At 68.7% G+C, this 18542-nt stretch carries 13 protein-coding genes; 4 read left to right on the top strand and 9 right to left on the bottom strand.

The window, feature by feature from the left end:
• Positions 1–98: 98 nt before the first annotated feature.
• Positions 99–1259 carry a glycosyltransferase family 1 protein gene (locus F1C10_RS04165; RefSeq protein WP_185209045.1) on the top strand — a complete coding sequence of 387 codons (1161 nt, stop codon included), beginning with the start codon at positions 99–101 and terminating at the stop codon, positions 1257–1259.
• Positions 1260–1376: 117 nt separating this feature from the next.
• Positions 1377–1988, top strand: a complete 612-nt coding sequence (locus F1C10_RS04160) for a hypothetical protein (RefSeq protein ID WP_308458076.1) — start codon at positions 1377–1379, stop codon at positions 1986–1988.
• An 89-nt stretch (positions 1989–2077) separates the two neighbouring features.
• On the opposite strand, the gene secA is transcribed toward F1C10_RS04160, so the two are convergent.
• Both secA and F1C10_RS04150 read right to left on the bottom strand, forming a co-directional pair.
• Positions 2078–4813: a preprotein translocase subunit SecA gene (gene secA / locus F1C10_RS04155; protein ID WP_185209041.1), complete on the bottom strand. Its 2736-nt coding sequence runs from the start codon at positions 4811–4813 to the stop codon at positions 2078–2080.
• A gap of 93 nt (positions 4814–4906) precedes the next feature.
• Positions 4907–5164, bottom strand: a complete 258-nt coding sequence (locus tag F1C10_RS04150) for a hypothetical protein (protein ID WP_185209033.1) — start codon at positions 5162–5164, stop codon at positions 4907–4909.
• A 116-nt stretch (positions 5165–5280) separates the two neighbouring features.
• On the opposite strand from F1C10_RS04150, the gene argJ reads away from it, so the two are divergent.
• Positions 5281–6504 carry a bifunctional glutamate N-acetyltransferase/amino-acid acetyltransferase ArgJ gene (argJ, locus tag F1C10_RS04145; protein WP_185209031.1) on the top strand — a complete coding sequence of 408 codons (1224 nt, stop codon included), beginning with the start codon at positions 5281–5283 and terminating at the stop codon, positions 6502–6504.
• Complete coding sequence (locus F1C10_RS04140; RefSeq protein ID WP_185209029.1) at positions 6501–7295, top strand: inositol monophosphatase family protein; 795 nt, start codon at positions 6501–6503, stop codon at positions 7293–7295. The genes argJ and F1C10_RS04140 overlap by 4 nt, the downstream gene beginning before the upstream one ends.
• A gap of 16 nt (positions 7296–7311) precedes the next feature.
• Here F1C10_RS04140 and trxA read toward each other — a convergent pair whose 3' ends face one another.
• Genes trxA through F1C10_RS04105 form a run of 7 tightly spaced genes read right to left on the bottom strand, consistent with a single transcriptional unit; the run spans position 7312 to position 18542 of the window.
• Positions 7312–7635: a thioredoxin TrxA gene (trxA, locus tag F1C10_RS04135; protein ID WP_085809636.1), complete on the bottom strand. Its 324-nt coding sequence runs from the start codon at positions 7633–7635 to the stop codon at positions 7312–7314.
• Between the two features lie 48 nt (positions 7636–7683).
• Complete coding sequence (gene addA / locus F1C10_RS04130) at positions 7684–11127, bottom strand: double-strand break repair helicase AddA (protein WP_185209027.1); 3444 nt, start codon at positions 11125–11127, stop codon at positions 7684–7686.
• Positions 11120–14053, bottom strand: coding sequence for a double-strand break repair protein AddB (gene addB, locus F1C10_RS04125; protein WP_185209025.1), 2934 nt, complete (start codon positions 14051–14053; stop codon positions 11120–11122). Before addB ends, addA begins: the two co-directional genes overlap by 8 nt.
• Positions 14046–14798: a nucleotidyltransferase family protein gene (locus F1C10_RS04120; RefSeq protein WP_185209023.1), complete on the bottom strand. Its 753-nt coding sequence runs from the start codon at positions 14796–14798 to the stop codon at positions 14046–14048. Before F1C10_RS04120 ends, addB begins: the two co-directional genes overlap by 8 nt.
• Positions 14795–15766: a phosphotransferase gene (locus F1C10_RS04115; RefSeq protein WP_185210063.1), complete on the bottom strand. Its 972-nt coding sequence runs from the start codon at positions 15764–15766 to the stop codon at positions 14795–14797. The genes F1C10_RS04120 and F1C10_RS04115 overlap by 4 nt, the downstream gene beginning before the upstream one ends.
• Entirely contained in the window at positions 15763–16218 is a 456-nt protein-coding gene (tsaE, locus tag F1C10_RS04110; RefSeq protein WP_185209021.1) for a tRNA (adenosine(37)-N6)-threonylcarbamoyltransferase complex ATPase subunit type 1 TsaE, read from the bottom strand. Before tsaE ends, F1C10_RS04115 begins: the two co-directional genes overlap by 4 nt.
• Positions 16215–18542 (bottom strand): PAS domain-containing sensor histidine kinase, encoded by a 2328-nt coding sequence (locus tag F1C10_RS04105; RefSeq protein WP_185210062.1) that lies wholly within the window; start codon positions 18540–18542, stop codon positions 16215–16217. The genes tsaE and F1C10_RS04105 overlap by 4 nt, the downstream gene beginning before the upstream one ends.

Below are 18542 nucleotides of genomic sequence, written 5' to 3'. Positions count from 1 at the left end.
GTCTGTTGCTATACCCGACGAAGTTCTCGACGTCCGCTGGAGAAATGGGCGCGACTTTGCCTAGCGATCGCCCCAATCTGTAGCTAGGCGGTGCCACCATGCTGCCGTCTGATATTCGCGTTGCGCTGTTCAGCGGCAATTACAACTATATCCGCGACGGCGCGAGCCAGGCACTCAACCTGCTCGTCGGCCACCTCCTGTCGCGCGGCGTCAACGTCCGCGTCTATTCGCCTACCGTCGCCACGCCGGCGTTTCCGGCAGTTGGCGATCTTGTCGGCGTGCCCGCGCTGCCGCTGCCGGGCGGGCGGAGCGAATATCGCGTCGCGCGCGGTCTGCCGCGCCGGATCAAGCGCGACCTTGCCGCCTTCGCGCCCAATCTCGTCCATGTATCCGCGCCCGATATCCTCGGGCATCGCGCGCTCAGCTATGCCCGGCGCAACGGCATTGCGCGTGTCGCCTCGCTTCATACACGGTTCGAGACGTATCCGCGCTACTACGGTCTCGGCTTCATCGAGCCTGTGTTCGAGCGGCTCCTGACGCGCTTCTACAATCGCGCCGATCGTGTTCTCGTCCCCGGTCCGCTGCTGGGCGACATCCTGCACGAATGGGGTGTCACGACGCCCGTTACCATCTGGTCGCGCGGCGTGAACCATGCCCGCTTCTCGCCGGATCGCCGCGACCCATGCTGGCGCCGCTCGCTCGGGATCGGCGATGAGGAAGTGGCCGTCGGCTTCCTTGGCCGTCTGGTAAAGGAGAAGGGCCTCGACATCTTCGTCGACGTCATCGCCGAATTGAAGCGCCGCGGCGTTCCGCACCGCGTGCTCGTCATCGGCGATGGCCCGGCCCGCGACTGGTTCACCGAACAGGTGCCCGAGGCGGTCTTTGCCGGCTTTCAGTCGGGTAACGATCTCGGGCGGGCGGTGGCCTCGATGGACCTGTTCTTCAATCCCAGCGTCACCGAGACGTTCGGCAACGTGACGCTGGAGGCGATGGCGGCGGGCGTATCGATCATCGCGGCTCGTGCGTCGGGCGCAGTCGGGCTGGTCGATGAAGGCGAGACCGGCCTGCTCGTCGCGCCGCGCGACGTGTCGGGATATGCCGATGCGATCGCGGCGCTCGTCGCCGACGACGATCTACGCTGCGCCATGGGTCGTGCGGGCTCCGTCAAGGCCGCCGGCTACCGTTGGGACACGATCAACGAGGCGGTCCTGCAATCGTATGTGGACGTGCTCGAGGACGGCCCGAAAAATACCGGGTAAGTCACTCGAACTGCGGCGAAACGAGGCGTGCGGGAGCCAATTCGTTCATCTGGCGTTCCATTGTGGTGCTCTAAACCGATCACGCTCCGCCGTATCGGCGGCCTCGGAGACAATATGATGAACATTTTCCGTTCTGGTCGCGGCCTGTTGATGGCGGCGGCCGCCGCTGGCGCGCTGGTGGTATCAGGCTGCGCGACCGAAACGCCGTATCGGCCCGCCACCGGATCGGGCTTCAACCGTACCGGCTTCAGCGAGCGCCAGGTAGAAGCCAATCGCTTTCTCGTCACCTTCGCCGGCAACACCGTCACCGATCGCGACACGGTCGAGCGGTATCTGCTGTTCCGCGCCGCCGAGCTGACGCTGCAGAACGGCTATGATTACTTCGTGATGGTCGATCGTGAGACCGATCGCCAGGCGCGCACCTATTCCACTGGCACAGGCTTCGGCAGCGGTTTCGGGCCGGGCTGGGGTTACGGCGGATTCGGCGGGTATTGGGGTCCGTCGTGGCGCTACTACGGTCGCCCGTGGGGCGGCTGGGGTGGCTGGGGCGGTTGGGGCGGCGGCTTCAACGATTTCGACGTTCGCACCGTCGATCGGTACGAGGCATCGGCTGAGGTGGTGATGCGCAAGGGCACGCCGCCGCGCGACGAAGTCCGCGCGTTCAACGCCCGCGACGTGGCCGAACGGCTCGGGCCGACGATCGTCCTGCCGGGGCAGCAGCGCCGCTAACCTACCGCGCAGCATTCAAAGGAAAAGGCCCCGCTGCGACCAGCGGGGCCTTTTTTGTATCTATCGACCGGTAGGTCGCGCCGTGATCGTCACACCGCGCCGTGACAATGCTTGTACTTGCGCCCCGATCCGCATGGGCACGGAGCGTTGCGGCTGACCTGCCCTTCCCAGCCAGCCGGATCGGTGCCGAGATCAGCCTCGGTCAGCGGCGCCATCTGCAGCGGGGGCAGCTGCGTCTGGATCAGGCCCATCGTGCCCGCATCGACGTCCGCGGAATTGTCCTCACCGGTGAACGGATCGAAGTGCGTGGTGATGAAATCGGGCAGCTCGGGCAGTTCGGGTGGCGGCTGGAAGCGGAACTCGGCATGCGCGATCGTCTTGGTCACATCTTCACGGATGTTGTCGAGCATCCGCTGGAACAGCGCGAACGCCTCCTGCTTGTACTCGTTGATCGGCGTTTTCTGCGCATAGGCGCGAAGGTGAACGACCTGGCGCAGCGCATCGAGCGTCGCGAGATGCTCCTTCCAGTGATGGTCGAGGTTCTGGAGCAGGATCGACTTCTCGATCTGCGTCCACGTCGCGGGCTCGAGCTCGCCTGACTTGCCGTTGACCAGCGTGTCCGCCTCAGCCTGTACGCGTTCGGTCACCAGTTCGGGATCGATCGCATCCTCGTTCAGCCACGAGTCGATCGGTGGCTGGACGTTGAGCACGTCGGCAAGCCGCGCCTTCATCCCCTCGACGTCCCACTGCTCGGGATACGAGCCGACCGGGCACGCCTCGCCGACGATCGCATTGACCGTTTCGGCGCGCATGTCCTCCACCACGTCGCCGACGGTATCGGCATCCATGATGTCGGCGCGCTGCTCGTAGATCACCTTGCGCTGATCGTTCATCACGTCGTCATATTCGACGACCTGCTTGCGGATGTCGTAGTTGCGCGCCTCGACCTTCTTCTGCGCGGTCTCGATCGCCTTGGTCAGCCACTTGCTGCCGATCGCCTCGCCGTCCTCGATGTTGTTGCGCATCATCTTCGCGAACAGCGTGTCCGGCCCGAAGATACGCAGCAGATCGTCGTCGAGGCTGAGGTAGAAACGGCTGAGCCCCGGATCGCCCTGGCGTCCCGAACGACCACGAAGCTGGTTGTCGATACGCCGGCTCTCGTGGCGCTCGGTGCCGAGCACGAACAGGCCGCCCGCCTCGAGCACACGCGCCTTCTCCGCCGCGATCTCGGCGTCGATCTGCGCGATCGCCGCCTCGCGTTCCGGCCCCTCGGGCATGCCGGAAAGCTCGTCCTCGACGCGAAATTCGAGATTGCCGCCGAGCTGAATGTCGGTGCCGCGACCGGCCATGTTGGTGGCGATCGTCACCGCGCCGAGCCGTCCGGCCTGCGCGACGATATGCGCTTCCTGCTCATGGTAGCGCGCGTTGAGCACCGAATGGTCGACGCCTTCCTGGCGCAGGAACTCGCTCAGCAGCTCCGATTTCTCGATCGACACGGTGCCGACAAGCACCGGCTGGCCCTTCTCGGCATGCTCGCGGATTCGCTTGGCGATCGCGCGGAACTTGTCCTGCGTGTCCTTGTAGAATTCGTCCTCCTCGTCGACGCGCCGGATCGGCTTGTTCGTCGGGATGGTGACGACATTCATCTTGTAGATGTCGAAGAATTCGGCCGCCTCGGTCGCCGCCGTGCCCGTCATGCCGGCGAGCTTGGGGTACATGCGGAAATAGTTCTGGAAGGTGATCGACGCCATCGTCTGGTTCTCGGGCTCGATCTGCACACCCTCCTTCGCCTCGACCGCCTGGTGCAGACCGTCCGACCAGCGCCGCCCGTCCATCATGCGGCCGGTGAACTCGTCGATGATGATGACCTTGCCGTCCTTGACGATGTAATCGATGTCGGACTTGAACATCACGTTCGCGCGCAACGACTGGTTCAGGTGGTGCACCACCTGCGTATTCTCGAAATCGTAGAGGTTCGCGCCTTCCAGCAACCCCGCCGCTTCAAGCAGCCGCTCGACGCGCTCGGTGCCATCCTCGGTCAGGACGATCGTCTTCTGCTTTTCGTCCTTCTCGTAATCGTCGGGCGTGATCTGCTTCACGATCGCGTCGACCTGCATGTACAGGTCGCTCTTGTCGTCGGTCGGGCCGGAAATGATCAGCGGCGTGCGCGCCTCGTCGATCAGCACCGAATCGACCTCATCGACGATCGCCATCGCGAACGGGCGCTGCACCATCGAACTGCGCTCGTACTTCATGTTGTCGCGCAGATAGTCGAAGCCAAATTCGTTGTTGGTGCCGTAGGTGATGTCGGCGGCATAGGCCTCGCGCCGCTGCTCGTCGGTCAGGTTGGGCACGATGACGCCCACGGTGAGCCCGAGGAAGCGGTAGACCCGGCCCATCCACTCGGCGTCGCGCGCGGCGAGATAGTCGTTGACGGTGATGACGTGCACGCCCTCGCCCGGCAGCGCGTTTAGATAGGTGGCGAGCGTCGCCACCAGCGTCTTGCCCTCGCCGGTGCGCATCTCGGCGATTTCGCCGCGGTGAAGCACGATGCCACCGACCATCTGGACGTCATAATGCCGCTGGCCGAGCACGCGGCGCGCCGCTTCGCGCACCGTGGCGAAACCTTCGGGTAGGAGATCGTCAAGCTTCTCGCCGTTCGCCATACGCTCGCGGAACAGCACCGTCTGGTTGGCGAGCGTCGCATCGTCCATCGCCTGGAGCGCGGGCTCGAAAGAGGCGATCTTGGCGAGGATAGGATTGAGTGAGCGAACGTAGCGTTCGTTGGACGAGCCGAAGAGCGATTTGGCGATGCTGCCGAACATGGGCGGATTCCTGATAGGGGGAGAGCGCCGGCGCCCCCTGGCACCATGCGCGAGATAAGGCGTGAAGGTCCGCCCGCAGCGGAGCGCGGCTCGCTATTCGCGCCGGCGGGTCGCGAAGATCGGCTCGACAGCGACTGGTGCAATAGCACACGCAGCACGCAAGGGAGCGATGGCCGCGATCGTCGGTAAGACGGCGAGCGGACGTACCGCGGGCGAACGCCGCACCGTCGCGGCCTGCACCGCGCCGATCGATGCCTCGGCGACGGTCTGTGCCCGGTCCGGCGCACGCGCACCCGCGCCGACGCCCGTCAGCGCGGAAAGCAGCGCGGAAAGAAGCAGCAGCAGGCTCATCGCCGCCGACATAGGATGATGCGTCGAGCGGGCCAACCCCAAAGCCGCGCCGCATCGATGCGGCCGGCGCGTCGGAACGGCCTTGTGGTTCGACGATGCCGGGCTAAGCGGGAGGCATGTCGACCACCGTCTCGCCGCTCGCCCTCCCCTTTCCCGATCTTCCCCCCGTCGCCGGGGTCGAACCGCGCGTCGCCCGCGCGCGATACAAGGACTGGGATCGCTGCGACCTGACGTTCGTTAGCCTGCCCGCGAACACGGCTGTAGCCGGCGTGCTGACGCAGTCGAAATGCCCTTCGCCCGAGGTCGAATGGTGCCGCAAGGCGCTGGTGCTCGGGCGCGCGCGCGCCCTGGTGGTCAACGCCGGCAATTCGAACGCCTTCACCGGCAATCGCGGGCGGGCGGCGGTCGAGGCGATCGCCGCGCGCACCGCCGCGCGGCTCGGCTGCCTTCCCTCCGACGTCTTCGTCGCGTCAACTGGCGTGATCGGTGTGCCGCTGCCGATCGACAAGGCTGAGGCCGGGCTCGACGCCGCCTTCGCCGCATCGCCCGGCAGCTGGCGCGACGCGGCCGATGCGATCGGCACCACAGACACCTTCGCGAAAGGCGCGCGGACGACCGCGATCGTCGATGGCTGCCGCGTGACGCTGGTCGGCATCATCAAGGGATCGGGCATGATCGCGCCCGACATGGCGACGATGCTCGGCTTCATCTTCACCGACGCCGCGGTCGAGCCGGCGTATCTGCAGGCGGCGCTGTCCGCCGCGAACGCGCGTTCCTTTTCGTGCATCACCGTCGATGGCGATACGTCGACGAGCGACACGGTGCTCGCGTTTGCAACGGGCGCTGCGGGTAACGAGCCGTTGTCGGAGGGTGCGCCAGGTGCCGACGCCTTCGCCGCCGCGCTCGCGGATCTGTGTCACCAGCTCGCACAGCTCGTCGTGCGTGACGGCGAGGGTGCGAGCAAGCTGATCGAGATTGCGGTCGAGGGCGCCGACAGCGATCGCTCCGCGCACCGCATCGCGCTCTCGATCGCCAACTCGCCGCTCGTCAAGACGGCGATCGCGGGTGAGGACGCCAATTGGGGCCGGGTGGTGATGGCAGTCGGCAAGGCGGGCGAACCGGCCGAACGCGACAAGCTAGCAATCCGCTTCGGCGCAACGCAGGTCGCGCGCGACGGCCTCGCAGTCGAGGGGTATGACGAGCGCCCCGTCGCCGATCACCTGAAGGGACAAGAGATCGAGATCGGCGTCGATCTCGGGCTCGGCGACGGCCGCGCGACGGTGTGGACGTGCGACCTGACGCACGGCTACATCTCGATCAACGCCGATTACCGCAGTTGACTGCGCTCGACGTTCAAGTCCGTGCCCTGCTCGCCAACGTCGCGCGCCGGGCAATCCTGCCGCGGTTCGGTTTGCTCGCCGACGCCGAACGGGAGGAAAAGTCGCCCGGTGACTGGGTAACGGTCGCCGACCGAGAGGCGGAAGCGCTACTCGATGCGGGATTGCGCGCGATCGATCCCGACGCGCGCGTGATCGGCGAGGAGGCGTGCGCGCTCGCCCTGTCGCTGCTTGATGATATCGGGACCGGACGGCTGTGGCTGGTTGACCCGCTCGACGGTACCAACAATTTCGCGGCGGGCCGCACGCCGTTCGGCATGATCGTCGCGCTTGTCGAGGATGGCGTCGTCCAGTCGGGCTGGCTGTACGATCCGGTCGCGGACCGACTGTGTTATGCGGCACGCGGCGTGGGCGCATTCGTCGATGGAGCACGTATCAGTGCCACCGGCACAGGGCGCCCGCTGCCTGTCGCGGCCTTCTCGCGCTACTGGATGTCGGCCGACAAAGCCAAGCAGCTGGAACAGCGCGTCGAAGGCAGGCTGGCCCTCAAGGACGGTATGAAATGCGCGGCCGCGCAATATCCGGCGCTCACCGACGGCCATTACGATGCCGCGCTCTTCGAACGCGTCTTTCCCTGGGATCACGCCGCCGGCGCGCTGTTCGTCGAGGAAGCCGGCGGAAAAGTCGCGCAGCTCGATGACCGTCCGTATCGCATCGACGATCCAGCGACCGGCCTGCTCGCCGCGGCGTCACCCGAACTCTGGGCGCGCGCCGCGGCAGTTTTCGGCAGCTGATTGCCGCCGATGATGGTCAGGCGAGCTCGCCCTCGAGCCATGCCTTGATCCGGCCCTTGGGCTCGGCGCCGACTTTGGTCGCGGCCGGATTGCCGCCCTTAAACAGGATCATCGTCGGAATGCCACGCACGCCGTAGCGGCCCGGTGCGTCCGGGTTCTCGTCAATGTTGATCTTGGCGATCGTCACCTGCTCGCCCAGCTCGTCCGAAATTTCCTCGAGGCTCGGCCCGATCATCTTGCACGGGCCGCACCACTCCGCCCAGAAATCCACCAGAACCGGCTTGTCCGACTGGATGACGTCGGTGTGGAAGCTGTCGTCGGTGATCTTCTTGGTAGCCATCGCTCTATTCTCCTCTTGCCGCCAATCTAGGGGGCCGGTGCTTCCGCCTCAACGGCCCGTCACCAAGCTTTGCTCCGCATCGCGATAGACGGGCTTGTATGCGGCGAGCACGTCGGGTGGCAGCGCGATCAGCGTCGGGCCGGCGGTGTACAGCAGCGCGCCCTCGATCGAGCGGCCCGGAAAGATCACGCCGAGCGCGGCGCCATAAGCCGCCATCTGGCGCAGATGATAGGCGGGCACGTCATCGATCCCCGCCGGCACCTGTCGCGCGGTCTTGAAGTCGACGAATCGCACCCGCGACTCTTCGACGAGCAGGCGATCGACTGTTCCCGAGATGACGAGCCCACCATCGATGACCGCACTGATCGGCGCCTCGGCCAGCGAATCGCGGCCGAACAGGTCGGCGAAACGGGGATCGGCGAGGATGCCGCAGGCCGTGTCGATCAGCGCCCGGCGCTCGCGCGCGTCCGCCAGCCGTCCCGCCGTCGCGAGCCAGCGATCGGCCGCAGTCGGGCGGTCGGTCGGCGCGAGCGCGGGTAGCCGCTCGAACAGGCCGTGGAGCAGCCGCCCGCGTTCCGCCGCGGCGCGCATCGCCGGGGTCGGGGGGGCATCGGCGACTTCATCATCGCCGATCGCAGACGGTGCCAGCGGACGCGGCGGTCGCGCCTCCTCCGGCGCTGGCTGGCGAACCCAGTCGGGCAGCGTCGCGCGCGGCGCGGGAGCAGCCGGCACGGAACGCGCAATCCGCACGGGATCGGGTGGCGGATCGCCGACGAACGTCCGCTCGCCCTCCCCCGCAACGCCGAGCAGGCCGAACGCCCGGTCGGCAGCGGCATACCAACTGCTCTCCGGCGGGGTACCGCGATGCCGTACGCCGAGCGAGCCTGCGATCACCAGCCGCTCCTCCGCCCGTGTCGCGGCGACGTAGAACAGGCGCCAATGCTCCTGCCGTTCGCGCCCGGCGACATCGGCAACGACCTCCTCGATCGGCCCAATCCGCTCCGCGGCGCGCGGGGCGAACACCGGGATTGGCAGCGGCATATCCTCGGGCGTCCACATCAGGATGCTGCTACGCGTCGCGTCGGGATCGGCGGTCGCGTCGGCGAGGATGACGACGGGGGCCTGCAAGCCCTTCGCGCCGTGCGCGGTCATGACGCGCACGGCATTGTGCGCGCCCTCCGCCTCGCGCTTCACTTCCACCTCGCCGCGATCGAACCAGTCGAGGAAGCGCTGGAGCGAGGGTGTCGCGGTCGACTCGAATTCGAGTGCCGCGCTCAGCAACTCCTCGATCGGATCGCGCGCCTCTTCACCGAGCCGTGCCAGCAGCCGGCGCCTTCCATCAAGCGGACCGGACAGGATCTCTTCCAGAAAGCGATACGGCGTCGTGAAGTCGGCGCGCGCGAGCATCCGGTCGAGCGGCGCCAGCAGGCCGCGGTGTTCCGCCGACAGGTGTCGCCACAGGCTGCCGGCACGTGGGACGGCGCGTGCGAGCAGCTCGTCCTGTGTCCATCCGATCAGCGGGGACACGAGCAGGCTTGCAAGGCTCAAATCGTCGTCCGGCTGCAGCACGAAGCGGATCGCCGCCAGCAGATCCTGTACCGCGAGCGGCGCGTTGAGGCGCAGCCGATCCACGCCAGCGACGGGCACGTCCTCGGCATAGAGCCGCGCGACGATCAGCCGCGCGAGCTCCCCGCGTCGCTTGACGAGAATCATGATGTCCTCCGGCCTGATCGGCCGCCCCTGGCTCTCCAGCATCGCGCCGCGATCCAGCCACGCGCGCACCCGCCGCGCGATACGCGTGGCATTGGCGCGCACGGCGTCGTCGATCCACTCCTCCGCGCCGCCATCGTCGTCCGCCGCGCCCGAGGCGATCGGTGGCCAAAGCTCGACCGTGCCCGGACCTGGCACTTCGCTGGCGTGCGCGGGCGCGTCGTCGCCTAGCCCCAGGGCGTCACCGCCGAGCCCCTCGATCGCGGCATCGACGAACTGCAATATCGGTCGGGTCGAGCGGAACGAGGAGACGAGCGACAATTGCTCGAACGGCAGTCCGCGCTCGGCGTCGGGCATGCGATCGTCGCCGGCGACCTCAGCGGCCTTGCCCGCGAAATGCCGCTCGGCGGCGGCGAAATAGATCGGATCAGTGCCCTGAAAGCCGAAGATCGCCTGCTTGTGGTCGCCCACGGTGAACAGGGTGCGCACCGACGGCGCGTAGATGCCGCGGCCGACGAAATATTCATCGACCAGCGCACGTACGATCCGCCACTGCGCGATGTTGGTGTCCTGCGCCTCGTCGATCAGCACGTGCTCGGTCGTCTGGTCGAGCTTAAAGCGCACCCACTCGCCGATCCCCGGCGTCTCGAGCAGATCGACCGTCGCGGCGATCAGATCGTCGAAATCGACCAGCCCCGCGCGATGCTTCACCGTAGTGTAGGCGCGCGCATACTCCCGCCCGACGGCGAGCCCCGCGGCGAGCAGATCGGCATAGGCGGCGCGGGTACGCAGCGCGAGCAGCGCGCCGCACTGCGCGTACAGTCGACTCGCGAGATCGGCATAATCGGGATCGGCCGGCGCCTGTCCCTTGCCGAAAGAGCGCGGCTCACCGTCGGCCTTCGCCCATACGAGATGAAGCTGCGCCAGCGTCGCCGCCCGCTCGTCGGCGTCGGCCGCCAGCCACGTGCCGATCGTCTCGGCGCGCGCGATCCCGCTCTTTGTCCCCCATGCCCGATTCCGGTCGGCAACGCCGCGCAGTGCATCGATGTCGAACGCCGCGTCCTCGCACGCCGCCCGCACATGCGCGTCGATATCGCCCGCGGGGAGATCGAGCGCGCGGCGCAGCCACGGCTGGATGCCGCTCGGCAGCGCATCGAGGGCACGTCCGGCGCGCGCGCATTGCTGGAGGAAGCGCTCCGCGCCGCCCTCGCCCAGCCGCATACTCAGCTCGCCAATCGCCTCGATCTGCGTCGTTCGCCCCTCGCGTTCCGCCAGTACCAGCAGGTCCGCCAGCGTCGACCGCAGCAGCACCGCCTCCTCGCGCGTCTCGATCGGCCGGAAGCCGGGCGTCAGCCGCGCTTCGCTCGGGAACGCCGCCAGCAGGCTCTGGCAGAATCCATGAATCGTCTGGATGCGCAGGCCGCCGCCGGGCGAATCGAGCACGCGCGCGAACAGCGTGCGCGCGCGATCGCGCTGGACCGGATCGGCGAGCTCACCGAGCGCCTGGAGATCGTCGAACAGTGCGGCGTCCTTCATGCTCACCCATGCGGCAAGCCGCTGGCTGATGCGATGCACCATCTCCGCGGCGCCGGCCTTGGTGAAGGTCAGGCAAAGGATCGCCGACGGATCTACCCCCCGCAGCAGCAGGCGGAAGACGCGCGCCGCGAGCACCTGCGTCTTTCCGGTACCCGCCGAGGCGGAGAGCCACACGTGCGCATCGGGCGCGCTCGCGCGGCGCTGATTGCCGCGCAGCGGCGGCAGCGGGCGAAGCGCGTCAGCCATCGCGGCCGTACCATTCGTCGAGCCGCATCAGCTGATCGTAATCCGCATAGGGGGCGTATTCCGGATGCAGCTTCGCCTCGAACGGCGCATCTCCGGTGAGCCATCGGCCCGCCGCCTCGGCGAAAACAGCGCGCGCGCGGCCGACGAACTCCGCCGTCGGGATCCGGTCGTTCCGTCCGGCCGGATCGACAGGTGAGGTGACGCTGCCGAACGTGTCGCGCTGCTTAGCGAGCGACCAATATTCGAATGCCGCAGCGTCGCCATCGATCCCCGCGAACCCGCCCGCCTCGGCGATCGCGCCGAGCAAGCCGAGCTGCATCGCGAAGCCGTTGCGCACGGCGGCGGGCGACGGCGCCTTACCGGTCTTGTAATCGACGACGCCGATCGTGCCATCGGCCAAGCGGTCGATGCGGTCGAAGCGCCCCGACAGCGTCACCCCGGCGAGCTGGATCGCGCCCGACCCTTCCGCGGCGAGAACGGCGCGCCCCGCGTCACCGTCAGCGCGCATCCGCTCGGCGATCCACCCGATCGCCGCGAATAGCCGCGGCTGCCATAGCGCGCGCAGCAGCGGGTGCGTCGTTTGCGCGCTTAGCATCGCTGCGGCACGCGGCTGCAGCGCGTCGACACGGCAGCCGTCCTCCCGCGCCCAGGCCTCCAACACCTTGTGAACCGCATCGCCCCGCCAGGCCGCACTCGGATCGGCGTCGACCGCGTCGAGCGCGGCGAGCCGAAGCACGCGTTGCGCGTAGAAGGCGAAGGGATCGGCCTTGAGCCGATCGACCTGCGTCACCGAAATTTCGCGCGGACGCAGCGCCGCCGGCGGACAGGGCGCGGGCTGCTCGGCAGGCTGCGGCGTACCACCGTCGTCGATCGCGTGCGACCAGTCGACCAGCGCCGTGTCGCGCACCCGCTCGAACTCGTCGCCGGCCATCGCGGCGAGTCGCAGCCATAGTCGCGAGGCGATCGCGGGCGAGCGCGCATCACGGCGCGCGCGCGTGATCAGGACTTCCGGCGCGCCAAGCCCCTGACCAAAGTCGTGCGCGGCAACGCCGATCGCTTGCTCGAGCCCCGGCAGGCCAAGCGCCGTGCGGATGCGCGGCGCCAGCCACGGGTCGGGCGCCGCACGCGCCGGCCAGACGCCCTCGTTGAGCCCGCCCAGGATCATCAGGTCCGCCGATTGCAGCCGCGCCTCGATCAGGCCGTAGATCGCCACCCGCGGATGCCCGCCCTGCGGCGGCCGCACCGCCACGCCGTCCATCAGCAGCCGAAGCAGCGCCGACAGGCTATCCGCTGCAAAGCCACTCGGGCCGCTCGCCGCTTCAGCCTCCAGCTCGGTCAGCAGATCCGCCGCGGCGCGCCCCGCCGCCCCGCGCCAAGCTTCATCGCCAGCAAGGGCACTCGCAGCATCGCGCACGCCGGCGACAAGCGCCGCGAGCGGGCGATCAGCTCCACTGAAAGTGGCTGCCAGAGGATCGAGCAGCGCACGGACCTCCTGCCACCAGTCGCCGCCATGATCGCCCAGCCGCACGGCGATACCGTCAAGACCGGGAACCGGTCGCGGCCCGCGCAGCCGCCGATCGAGCCGCCGCACCCCTTCGAGCCACGCGCCCCGCCGTTCACCCGCGCGCACCAGCGGATGCTTGAGCAGCGTCAGCAGCGACAAGGGCGCGAAGCCGTCCGCCGCCGCGTCGACGATCGCTGTCAGCAACGTGCCCGGCGGGGTGATCGACAACGGACGTCCGGCGGAATCGTCGACGTCGATGCCCCAGCGTGCGCAATGCGCCGCCACCCGCCGCGCGAGCGCACGGTCGGGCGTGACCAGCGCCGCGGTTCGCCCCGGCGTTTCCAGCGCCTGACGCAGCGCCAGCGCGATCGTCTGCGCCTCCTGCGCCGGTTTCGCGAGTTCCGCGATCCGCACGCCGGCGAGCTGGCGCTGCTGCGGGCGCAGCTGCGTCCACCGCGCGGTATAGGCGGCGGGGGCGAGCGCGGTGGCGATCGCCCGGCCGCGCGCGGCGGACGCGTCATGCTCGCTGCCGTCAACCCACAACGCCACGTCCTCGCGGCGCAGGTTCATGCGTCGCAGCAATTGCTTGAGGTGGAACTGCGGGTGCACCTCGATCGCCCGCTTCGTCCGGCCCGTGGTCGGATCAGGCGCGTGCGGGCCGAGCTCGTCCCATTCCTCGTCGGCCATCGATCGATCGAGCCCGGCGAGCACCACGAGACCGCGTGGCATCGCGGCGACGCGCGCGAGCAGCGCGGCGACGCTCGGCGCGGCATCGGTGATGCCAGCCGCGCAGACGAAGCCGGCGGGCGGATCGTCGCGCCAGCGCGCGGCTAGGCGCCGCAGCAGCAGCGCACGCCGTGTCGCCGCATCGATCAAGCCCGCCTGCGCCAGTTCGTTGGGCCAGCGATCGATCACCGTCTGGAACAACGCCAGCGCGGCGCGCCAATGCTGCGTCAGTTCGCCCAGATCGAGATCGGCGAGCCGCGCCGGATCGACCTCCTCGACGATCAGCTGGTCGAGCACGCGCGCGAGCTCGCCCGCCAGCCGCACCGCCTCGACCGCGTCCAGCGAGGGCTGCGCCGCTTGTACCAGTCGGGCGATCCGCATACGGCGCGCGAGCGGTGCGATCGCCGGCGGGGGCGGATCGGGTGCATCGATCGGGTCTAGCGCCGTGCCGATTGCCTCGCCCAGATCGTCCGATCCGATCGCAACGAGGCGCGGCAGCACCAGCGCGCCGCCGCTCGCGCGAACGAAAGCGTTGGTCACCGCTAGGCGCGCGCGATTGTTGGGCAGCAGCACCAAGCCGCGCGCGAGCGCAAGCGGCTCGCCGCCGAAGCGCCGGATCAGTCCCGCGACCAGCGCATCGGCGAAGGCGCGATGCGCCGGAATCGTGTAGAGCCGCGGCCCGCGCGGTTCAGCCATCCTGCCGCAGCGCCTCCGCCCGGGCGATCGCCTCGGGCGTGCCGACGTCGACCCACAGACCCTGATGCACGACGGCGTAGGCACGTCCGGCAGCGATCGCGCGCTCCCAGAACAGCATTGTCGAGAACGGTCCCGCCGGCGCATCGACGAGAATCGCGGGATTGAGGATCTGGACGCCGATATAGACGAACGGCGCCATGCGGCCGTGCCGCCGGCGCCCAGCGATCCGCCCGTCGGCAGCTAGGTGAAAGTCCCCCTGCCCGCGGTGGCAGTGCGCGCGGGCGAGCGGCACGACGAGCAGCAACACGTCCATCTCTGCCGGGTTCCAGCGTGCCGCGAGCAGGCTGAGCGCGTCGACCGGACCGTCGAGCCAGTAATTGTCGCTGTTGACGACGTAGATCGGCGCGTCGCCCAGAAGCGATCGCGCCTTCATCAGCCCGCCGCCCGTCTCGAGCAGTTCCGCGCGCTCGTCCGACACCACGATGTCGACGCCGTCGACCGAGCGCAGATGCGCTTCCAGCGTGTCGGCCAGATAATGCACGTTGACGACCGCGCGCTTCACACCCGCCGCTCGCAGATGATCGAGCGTGTGATCGAGCAGCGTCTTGCCTGCGACCGGGATCAGCGGCTTGGGCCGCGTTGCAGTCAGCGGGCGCATGCGCTTGCCGAGCCCCGCGGCCATCACCATCGCGGTGCTCGGCACGGCGGCGGCGGGCGCCGGCCGGATGGCGCGCGGCTTTGTCATCGGTCGGACAGGATCAGCGGATCGCCGCGATATTCCGGCGGTACGTTGGCGTCGAACCAATGCGCGACCGGCGCGAGGACGGGGACGCTCAGGTCGCGCTCGAGATAGGCCCAGACGCGCGGGCAGAGCGCCGGATAGCGCGGCTTGCCGTCGCGCTGCCACAGCCGTGTGAAGATACCGATGATCTTGGCGTTCCGCTGCGCGCCGAGCACGTGATAGGCCCGCATGAAGCGATCGCCTTCCCCGGTCGCCGAGCGATAGCGCGCGATCATCGCGTCCTCGATTGCCGGATCAACGTCGCGCCGCGCATCCTGCAGCAGCGACACCAAGTCATAGGCGGGGTGGCCGACCAGCGCGTCTTGGAAGTCGAGCAGCCCAAGCTGACGCTCGTCGCCGAGCAGCATCAGGTTCTCGGCGTGATAATCGCGCAGCACGGTGACGGGATGATCCGCATCCACCTCGCCGAGAACGGCGTCCCACGCCGCACGATAGCCCTCGGTATCGACCGCGAGCCCGATCGCCGGACAATACCAGTCGACGAACAGCGCGGCTTCGCGCTGAAGCTCGGTGCGATCGTATGGCCGCCAATCGCCCGCCGGATGATCACGCAGCGCGACGAGGATATCGACCGCCGCGGCATAGAAGCCAGGCGCCGCCGCTTCGTCGGCGTCAATCGCCTCGCGCATCCGGGCGTCGCCGAAATCCTCGAGCAGTATGAGACCGCGTTCGGCATCGGCCGCCAGGATCGCCGGCGCGGCAAACCCGCGTTCGGTGAGCCAGCGCGCCACCGCGAGGAAGGGCCTTGGATCCTCGTGCGGGGGCGGCGCATCCATCAAAATCGCGCGCTTTGCCCCCTGGGCGACACGAAAATAGCGGCGAAACGACGCGTCGCCGGCCAGCGGCTGCACGTCCGCATCACTCCAGCCGCAACCGGCCAAAAATTCGTCCATACTGGCGGGCGGTGTCATCGAAACGGCCATCGCCGCTCCCATGCCGCCGGGACGATCCAAGTCAAGCGCCGCGCGCCGTCCGGTTCGGTGGCCAGCGTGAGGCGCAGCGCGTCGGGCCATGCGTCGTCGCCGGCGCGATCGGGCCATTCGACGATCAGCAGCGAATCGTAACCGGCATCGTTGAGGCCGAGTTCGTCGAGCTCCGCCGGATCGTCGAGGCGATAGAGATCGACGTGAAGCACCGGCAGCCGCGTCTCAGGCGGCGCATAGGGCTGGACGATCGCGAAGGTCGGGCTCGGCGCCTCGCCCTCAAGGCCCAGCGCGGCCAGCAGGCCGCGCGCGATGCTCGTCTTGCCCGCACCCAACGCGCCTTCAAGCGTGACGACGTCGCCCGCCTCGACCAATGCGGCGAGGCGTGCGCCGAAGGCCGTCGTGTCGGCAAGCGAACCGAGCCGCAGATCGACGCTCATCGCCGTGGGATATCCACGGTAACGAGCGATCCCGCCCCCACTTCGCTTACCAGCGAGATCGACCCGCCATGCGCCTCGGCCAGTTGCTTGGCGAGCGGCAGTCCCAGATCGGTCGGTCGCTCGCCACGCGCATCGGCCCCGTGCCATCCGAAGCGATCGAACGCGTGCCGCGCCGCGTCGGCGTCCAGTCCGGGCCCATCGTCCGACACGACGATCCGGACCCGTGCAGTATCCCCCTCGACATGCAGCAGCACGCGTCCGTCCGCGCCCGCGGCGTCGAAGGCATGGCGCAGCAGATGCTCAACCAGCTCCTGCAGGCGACGCGCGTCACCGATCATGCTGCCGGCATACACCGCGGTATCGACGACGAGGTTGATGCGCCGCTGCTCGGCGAGGCTGCGCAGGCGCTCGGCCGCCGCCTCGACCGTCGCCGCAAGATCGACGTCGACGCGCGCCAACGGGGCGGCATCGTCGCGCTGCGTCAGATCGAGCACATCGTCGATCAGCAGCCCCAGCCGCCCCACCGACTCGAGGATCGCATCGACGTAGCTGTCAGCCTGCTTTGGCAGTTTGCCGGCGTAGCCCGCCTGGAGCATCTCCGCGAAGCCGCTGATTGACGTCAGCGGGGTACGCAATTCGTAGCTCATGTTGGCGACGAACGCGGTTTTCACCTTGTCCGCCGCCTCGAGCGCGGCCGCCCGGTCGCGCAGCGCCTGCTCGGCGCGCCGGCTGTCGGTGATGTCGAGCATGGTGAAGAGCGCATTGCCGTCGGGCAGCGGCACGGCGGCGAATTCGAAGTGGCGCCCATCGGCTAGCGCCACCCGTCCGCCGCGCTGCTGGCGATCGGTGGTCGCCGACCGGACGAGCTCGGTGATCAGCTTTGCCCGGCCCGGCGTGCGCAGCTTCGGCGCGATCTTCTCGGCGACGCTACCGACACGCGGGTGGCCGCTGAGAAATTCTTCTTCCAGCTCCCACAGGGCGCGGAATCGATTGTTCCACAGTTGCAACCGCCCGTCGGCGGCGAATACGCCGAGCGCTTCGAACAGATTGTCGAACGTCGCCGTGCGCACGCGCAGCAGCGTGTCGCGCGCAGACGCCAGCTGCACCTGTTCGGTACGATCCTCGAAGATCAGCAGCAAACTGCCGTCGGGCAAAAGCTGCGGTACGACGCGAATATAAGCGCCGCCCGGCAGGTGCCATGTCTCCTCGGTCTCGGCGTCGGTGCGTACGAACCAGTCGCGCCGCTCGCTCTTCCAGCCGGGAAAGTCGCGCACCTCGGGAAGGCGGTTCGCCTCGCGCATCCGCTCGAGGATGCGATCGAACTCCGGTCGATCGGACAGCCACTCGCTGCGCATCGCGAACATGCGCCGGAACGGCTGGTTGCAGAAGACGAGCGCGCGATCGCGCCCGAACTGCGCCACCCCGGCCGACAGGCGATCAAGCATCGCGCGCTGTGCGTCGGCATAGCGTTTCTCGCGTGCCTGCGCCTGCTCCAGCTCCTCGATGTCGATCGCGAAGCCGGCGACGCCGCCGCTCGGCAGCGGTACGTCGTGGAGTTGCAGCGTGCGTCGCGCGCCTCCGATCGTCGCAGGCAGCGTGCGCACCTGCGGCCGATCGGCGTCGCGCGCGCTGGTCGCGCCCGCCAGCGGCCCGCCCTGCCCCGACCCCTCGATCAGCTCCAGCCCGCGCCCGACGACATCGGCGGCGTCGCTGCCCTCGACGGCCCGGACGTACGCCGTGTTGACCATCGCCAACCGAAGGTCAGCACCGCGATACCACATCGGCAGCGGCGCCGCCTCGATCAGACCGGTCAGCGAATCGTAGGCGGCGCGGATCCGCGCCTCCTCCCCCGCCAGGCGTTCGACCTCGGCGTGTTCCTCGCTCGCGTCGTTCACCCATATGACGACGTCGCCGCTGCTCATGCCGAGCGGCGCGCGCTCGCCGCGTAGCGTCACGGTGCGCGACGCGCCGAGTGGCCGCACCTGCCGCACGAATGGCCGGCCGGAGCGCTGCAGCGCGATGACGTCACTCGTCAGCCGCCCGGCGTCGAGCGAGGAGAGGCCGCAGTGGCCAGCGTTCAAGCCGTCGAGATCGGTCGCCGGTTGGACGAGGCCAAACAAATCGGCGACGCGCGGCGGCATTTCGATCCGCCGATCGGCGCGGACCAGCATCGCCTGCATCGGCGCGCCCGAAAGTAGCGCCTGCGCCTCGATCCTTGCACGCTGCTCGCGCGCCGCCGCCCCCTGTGCCGCCAGGCCGCGCTGCAACGCCATCACCGCGCCGACGATCAGCAGCAGCAGAACGACGCCGGCAGCGATCAACAT

The organism is Sphingomonas sp. NBWT7 (genome assembly GCF_014217605.1).
Classification (GTDB): domain Bacteria; phylum Pseudomonadota; class Alphaproteobacteria; order Sphingomonadales; family Sphingomonadaceae; genus Sphingomonas.
Note: the sequence above shows the minus strand (reverse complement) of the source record. Positions and strands in the feature narration are given on the sequence as shown.

Bases quoted from the DNA above. Each gene is read 5' to 3' on its own strand.
- F1C10_RS04165 (WP_185209045.1), top strand. From the start codon at position 99: ATGCTGCCGTCTGATATTCGCGTTGCGCTGTTCAGCGGCAATTACAAC.
- F1C10_RS04160 (WP_308458076.1), top strand. From the start codon at position 1,377: ATGAACATTTTCCGTTCTGGTCGCGGCCTGTTGATGGCGGCGGCCGCC.
- secA (WP_185209041.1), bottom strand. From the start codon at position 4,813: ATGTTCGGCAGCATCGCCAAATCGCTCTTCGGCTCGTCCAACGAACGC.
- F1C10_RS04150 (WP_185209033.1), bottom strand. From the start codon at position 5,164: ATGAGCCTGCTGCTGCTTCTTTCCGCGCTGCTTTCCGCGCTGACGGGC.
- argJ (WP_185209031.1), top strand. From the start codon at position 5,281: ATGTCGACCACCGTCTCGCCGCTCGCCCTCCCCTTTCCCGATCTTCCC.
- trxA (WP_085809636.1), bottom strand. From the start codon at position 7,635: ATGGCTACCAAGAAGATCACCGACGACAGCTTCCACACCGACGTCATC.
- addA (WP_185209027.1), bottom strand. From the start codon at position 11,127: ATGGCTGACGCGCTTCGCCCGCTGCCGCCGCTGCGCGGCAATCAGCGC.
- addB (WP_185209025.1), bottom strand. From the start codon at position 14,053: ATGGCTGAACCGCGCGGGCCGCGGCTCTACACGATTCCGGCGCATCGC.
- F1C10_RS04120 (WP_185209023.1), bottom strand. From the start codon at position 14,798: ATGACAAAGCCGCGCGCCATCCGGCCGGCGCCCGCCGCCGCCGTGCCG.
- F1C10_RS04115 (WP_185210063.1), bottom strand. From the start codon at position 15,766: ATGACACCGCCCGCCAGTATGGACGAATTTTTGGCCGGTTGCGGCTGG.
- tsaE (WP_185209021.1), bottom strand. From the start codon at position 16,218: ATGAGCGTCGATCTGCGGCTCGGTTCGCTTGCCGACACGACGGCCTTC.
- F1C10_RS04105 (WP_185210062.1), bottom strand. From the start codon at position 18,542: ATGTTGATCGCTGCCGGCGTCGTTCTGCTGCTGCTGATCGTCGGCGCG.